Below are 5,045 nucleotides of genomic sequence, written 5' to 3'. Positions count from 1 at the left end.
GCTAAGCGACTTCCATATCTAACAGGGGGCAACCCCCAACTACATCAGGCGTTCTAGGTCTTAACTTCTGTGTTCGGCATGGGAACAGGTGTATCTCCTAGGCTATCGTCACTTAACTATTGAGTATTATCAACTCAAAATTGAATATCTATATTTTAACAAGAAACCTCTACGCTGTCAATACTGACTCTTTGGTTTATTTTGGATAAGTCCTCGAGCTATTAGTATTAGTCCGCTACATGTGTCACCACACTTCCACTTCTAACCTATCAACCTGATCATCTCTCAGGGCTCTTACTGATATAAAATCATGGGAAATCTCATCTTGAGGTGGGCTTCGCACTTAGATGCTTTCAGCGCTTATCCCTTCCCTACATAGCTACCCAGCGATGCCTTTGGCAAGACAACTGGTACACCAGCGGTAAGTCCACTCTGGTCCTCTCGTACTAGGAGCAGATCCTCTCAAATTTCCTACGCCCGCGACGGATAGGGACCGAACTGTCTCACGACGTTCTGAACCCAGCTCGCGTGCCGCTTTAATGGGCGAACAGCCCAACCCTTGGGACCGACTACAGCCCCAGGATGCGACGAGCCGACATCGAGGTGCCAAACCTCCCCGTCGATGTGAACTCTTGGGGGAGATAAGCCTGTTATCCCCAGGGTAGCTTTTATCCGTTGAGCGATGGCCCTTCCATACGGAACCACCGGATCACTAAGCCCGACTTTCGTCCCTGCTCGAGTTGTAGCTCTCGCAGTCAAGCTCCCTTATACCTTTACACTCTTCGAATGATTTCCAACCATTCTGAGGGAACCTTTGGGCGCCTCCGTTACCTTTTAGGAGGCGACCGCCCCAGTCAAACTGCCCGTCAGACACTGTCTCCGATAGGGATAACCTATCTAGGTTAGAGTAGCCATAACACAAGGGTAGTATCCCAACAACGCCTCCATCGAAACTGGCGTTCCGACTTCATAGGCTCCTACCTATCCTGTACATGTGGTACAGATACTCAATATCAAACTGCAGTAAAGCTCCATGGGGTCTTTCCGTCCTGTCGCGGGTAACCTGCATCTTCACAGGTACTAAAATTTCACCGAGTCTCTCGTTGAGACAGTGCCCAAATCATTACGCCTTTCGTGCGGGTCGGAACTTACCCGACAAGGAATTTCGCTACCTTAGGACCGTTATAGTTACGGCCGCCGTTTACTGGGGCTTCAATTCATACCTTCGCTAATGCTAAGCACTCCTCTTAACCTTCCAGCACCGGGCAGGCGTCACCCCCTATACATCATCTTACGATTTAGCAGAGAGCTGTGTTTTTGATAAACAGTTGCTTGGGCCTATTCACTGCGGCTGACTAAAAGTCAGCACCCCTTCTCCCGAAGTTACGGGGTCATTTTGCCGAGTTCCTTAACGAGAGTTCTCTCGCTCACCTGAGGCTACTCGCCTCGACTACCTGTGTCGGTTTGCGGTACGGGTAGAGTATAATTAACGCTAGAAGCTTTTCTTGGCAGTGTGACATCACTAACTTCGCTACTAAACTTCGCTCCCCGTCACAGCTCAATGTTATAGATACAAGCATTTGACTCATATCACACCTTACTGCTTGGCCAGACACTTCCAATCGTCTGGTTTAGTTAGCCTACTGCGTCCCTCCATCACTATATACTCTAGTACAGGAATATCAACCTGTTGTCCATCGGATACACCTTTCGGTCTCTCCTTAGGTCCCGACTAACCCAGGGCGGACGAGCCTTCCCCTGGAAACCTTAGTCTTACGGTGGACAGGATTCTCACCTGTCTTTCGCTACTCATACCGGCATTCTCACTTCTATGCGTTCCAGCGCTCCTCACGGTACACCTTCATCACCCATAGAACGCTCTCCTACCATTACCTAAAAGGTAATCCACAGCTTCGGTAATATGTTTTAGCCCCGGTACATTTTCGGCGCAGGGTCACTCGACTAGTGAGCTATTACGCACTCTTTGAATGAATAGCTGCTTCTAAGCTAACATCCTAGTTGTCTGTGCAACCCCACATCCTTTTCCACTTAACATATATTTTGGGACCTTAGCTGGTGGTCTGGGCTGTTTCCCTTTCGACTACGGATCTTAGCACTCGCAGTCTGACTGCCGATCATATCTCATTGGCATTCGGAGTTTATCTGAGATTGGTAATCCGGGATGGACCCCTCACCCAAACAGTGCTCTACCTCCAAGAGACTTAATATCGACGCTAGCCCTAAAGCTATTTCGGAGAGAACCAGCTATCTCCAAGTTCGTTTGGAATTTCTCCGCTACCCACAAGTCATCCAAGCACTTTTCAACGTGCCCTGGTTCGGACCTCCAGTGCGTCTTACCGCACCTTCATCCTGCTCATGGGTAGGTCACATGGTTTCGGGTCTACGACATAATACTAATTCGCCCTATTAAGACTCGGTTTCCCTACGGCTCCGTCTCTTCAACTTAACCTCGCATCATATCGTAACTCGCCGGTTCATTCTACAAAAGGCACGCTCTCACCCATTAACGGGCTCGAACTTGTTGTAGGCACACGGTTTCAGGTTCTATTTCACTCCCCTCCCGGGGTGCTTTTCACCTTTCCCTCACGGTACTGGTTCACTATCGGTCACTAGAGAGTATTTAGGGTTGGGAGATGGTCCTCCCTGCTTCCGACGAGATTTCTCGTGTCTCGCCGTACTCAGGATACTGCTAGGTATAAAGACTATTTCGAATACGAGGCTATTACTCTCTTTGGCTTACCTTCCCAGGTAATTCTTCTATAATCTTTAAGTCCACGTTGCAGTCCTACAACCCCGAAGAGTAAACTCTTCGGTTTGCCCTCCTGCCGTTTCGCTCGCCGCTACTAAGGCAATCGCTTTTGCTTTCTCTTCCTGCAGCTACTTAGATGTTTCAGTTCACTGCGTCTTCCTCTACATTACCTTAACAGTAATGAGTGACAGGCATTACCTGCCGGGTTCCCCCATTCGGACATCTCTGGATCAATGCATACTTACTGCTCCCCAAAGCATTTCGTCGTTAGTCACGTCCTTCATCGGCTTCTAGTGCCAAGGCATCCACCGTGCGCCCTTATTAACTTAACCTTATTAACCTAGTTTTTAAAACTAGAAAACTCATTAAATATTCACAGCGTTTTCGGTTTATTTTCTTGTTACTATCTATATATATTTACATATATATGGAATTTGATATAGATATTCAATTTTCAATGGACAATACTTGAATCTTTCGATTCAATGGAGCCTAGCGGGATCGAACCGCTGACCTCCTGCGTGCAAAGCAGGCGCTCTCCCAGCTGAGCTAAGGCCCCACAAGACCTCTCAAAACTAAACAAGTTACCAGTGCATTCCGTTTTTCCTTAGAAAGGAGGTGATCCAGCCGCACCTTCCGATACGGCTACCTTGTTACGACTTCACCCCAATCATCTATCCCACCTTAGGCGGCTGGCTCCTAAAAGGTTACCTCACCGACTTCGGGTGTTACAAACTCTCGTGGTGTGACGGGCGGTGTGTACAAGGCCCGGGAACGTATTCACCGCGGCGTGCTGATCCGCGATTACTAGCGATTCCGACTTCATGTAGGCGAGTTGCAGCCTACAATCCGAACTGAGATTGGCTTTAAGAGATTAGCTTGCCGTCACCGGCTTGCGACTCGTTGTACCAACCATTGTAGCACGTGTGTAGCCCAGGTCATAAGGGGCATGATGATTTGACGTCATCCCCACCTTCCTCCGGTTTATTACCGGCAGTCTCGCTAGAGTGCCCAACTTAATGATGGCAACTAACAATAGGGGTTGCGCTCGTTGCGGGACTTAACCCAACATCTCACGACACGAGCTGACGACAACCATGCACCACCTGTCACCGATGTTCCGAAGAAACTTCCTATCTCTAGGAATAGCATCGGGATGTCAAGACCTGGTAAGGTTCTTCGCGTTGCTTCGAATTAAACCACATGCTCCACCGCTTGTGCGGGCCCCCGTCAATTCCTTTGAGTTTCAACCTTGCGGTCGTACTCCCCAGGCGGAGTGCTTAATGCGTTAGCTGCGGCACTGAGTCCCGGAAAGGACCCAACACCTAGCACTCATCGTTTACGGCGTGGACTACCAGGGTATCTAATCCTGTTCGCTCCCCACGCTTTCGAGCCTCAGCGTCAGTTACAGACCAGAGAGCCGCTTTCGCCACCGGTGTTCCTCCATATATCTACGCATTTCACCGCTACACATGGAATTCCACTCTCCCCTTCTGCACTCAAGTTTGACAGTTTCCAAAGCGAACAATGGTTGAGCCACTGCCTTTAACTTCAGACTTATCAAACCGCCTGCGCTCGCTTTACGCCCAATAAATCCGGACAACGCTCGGGACCTACGTATTACCGCGGCTGCTGGCACGTAGTTAGCCGTCCCTTTCTGGTTAGTTACCGTCACTTGATGAACTTTCCACTCTCATCAACGTTCTTCTCTAACAACAGAGCTTTACGATCCGAAAACCTTCTTCACTCACGCGGCGTTGCTCGGTCAGGGTTGCCCCCATTGCCGAAGATTCCCTACTGCTGCCTCCCGTAGGAGTCTGGGCCGTGTCTCAGTCCCAGTGTGGCCGATCACCCTCTCAGGTCGGCTATGTATCGTCGCCTTGGTGAGCCGTTACCTCACCAACTAGCTAATACAACGCAGGTCCATCTTGTAGTGGAGCAATTGCCCCTTTCAAGTTAGTAACATGTGTTACTAACTATTATGCGGTATTAGCTATCGTTTCCAATAGTTATCCCCCGCTACAAGGCAGGTTACCTACGCGTTACTCACCCGTTCGCAACTCATCCGTCTAGTGCAAGCACCAGACTTCAGCGTTCTACTTGCATGTATTAGGCACGCCGCCAGCGTTCGTCCTGAGCCAGGATCAAACTCTCATTAAAATAGTTTGAGCTGTTGCTCTTACGTCTTCTGACGATTCATTTTTGTAAATTGACAGGTCATAATTATCTAATCATAACCCTGCACTTGGTTTCTTGTTCAGTTTTCAAAGGTCTT

1 tRNA gene and 3 rRNA genes are annotated in these 5,045 nt (G+C 49.1%); all 4 read right to left on the bottom strand.

Going from position 1 to position 5,045, the window contains the following annotated elements:
* Positions 1–116: ribosomal RNA gene (gene rrf, locus JOC31_RS09580) — 5S ribosomal RNA — on the bottom strand.
* An 85-nt stretch (positions 117–201) separates the two neighbouring features.
* A 23S ribosomal RNA gene (locus tag JOC31_RS09575) occupies positions 202–3,102 on the bottom strand.
* 154 nt (positions 3,103–3,256) lie between these two features.
* Positions 3,257–3,329, bottom strand: a tRNA-Ala gene (locus JOC31_RS09570).
* A gap of 52 nt (positions 3,330–3,381) precedes the next feature.
* Positions 3,382–4,930, bottom strand: a 16S ribosomal RNA gene (locus tag JOC31_RS09565).
* Together the 16S, 23S and 5S rRNA genes with 1 tRNA gene alongside form the textbook arrangement of a ribosomal RNA operon.
* Between the last annotated feature and the right edge of the window lie 115 nt (positions 4,931–5,045).

Source organism: Streptococcus saliviloxodontae (assembly GCF_016908655.1).
GTDB lineage: Bacteria > Bacillota > Bacilli > Lactobacillales > Streptococcaceae > Streptococcus > Streptococcus saliviloxodontae.
Note: the sequence above shows the minus strand (reverse complement) of the source record. Positions and strands in the feature narration are given on the sequence as shown.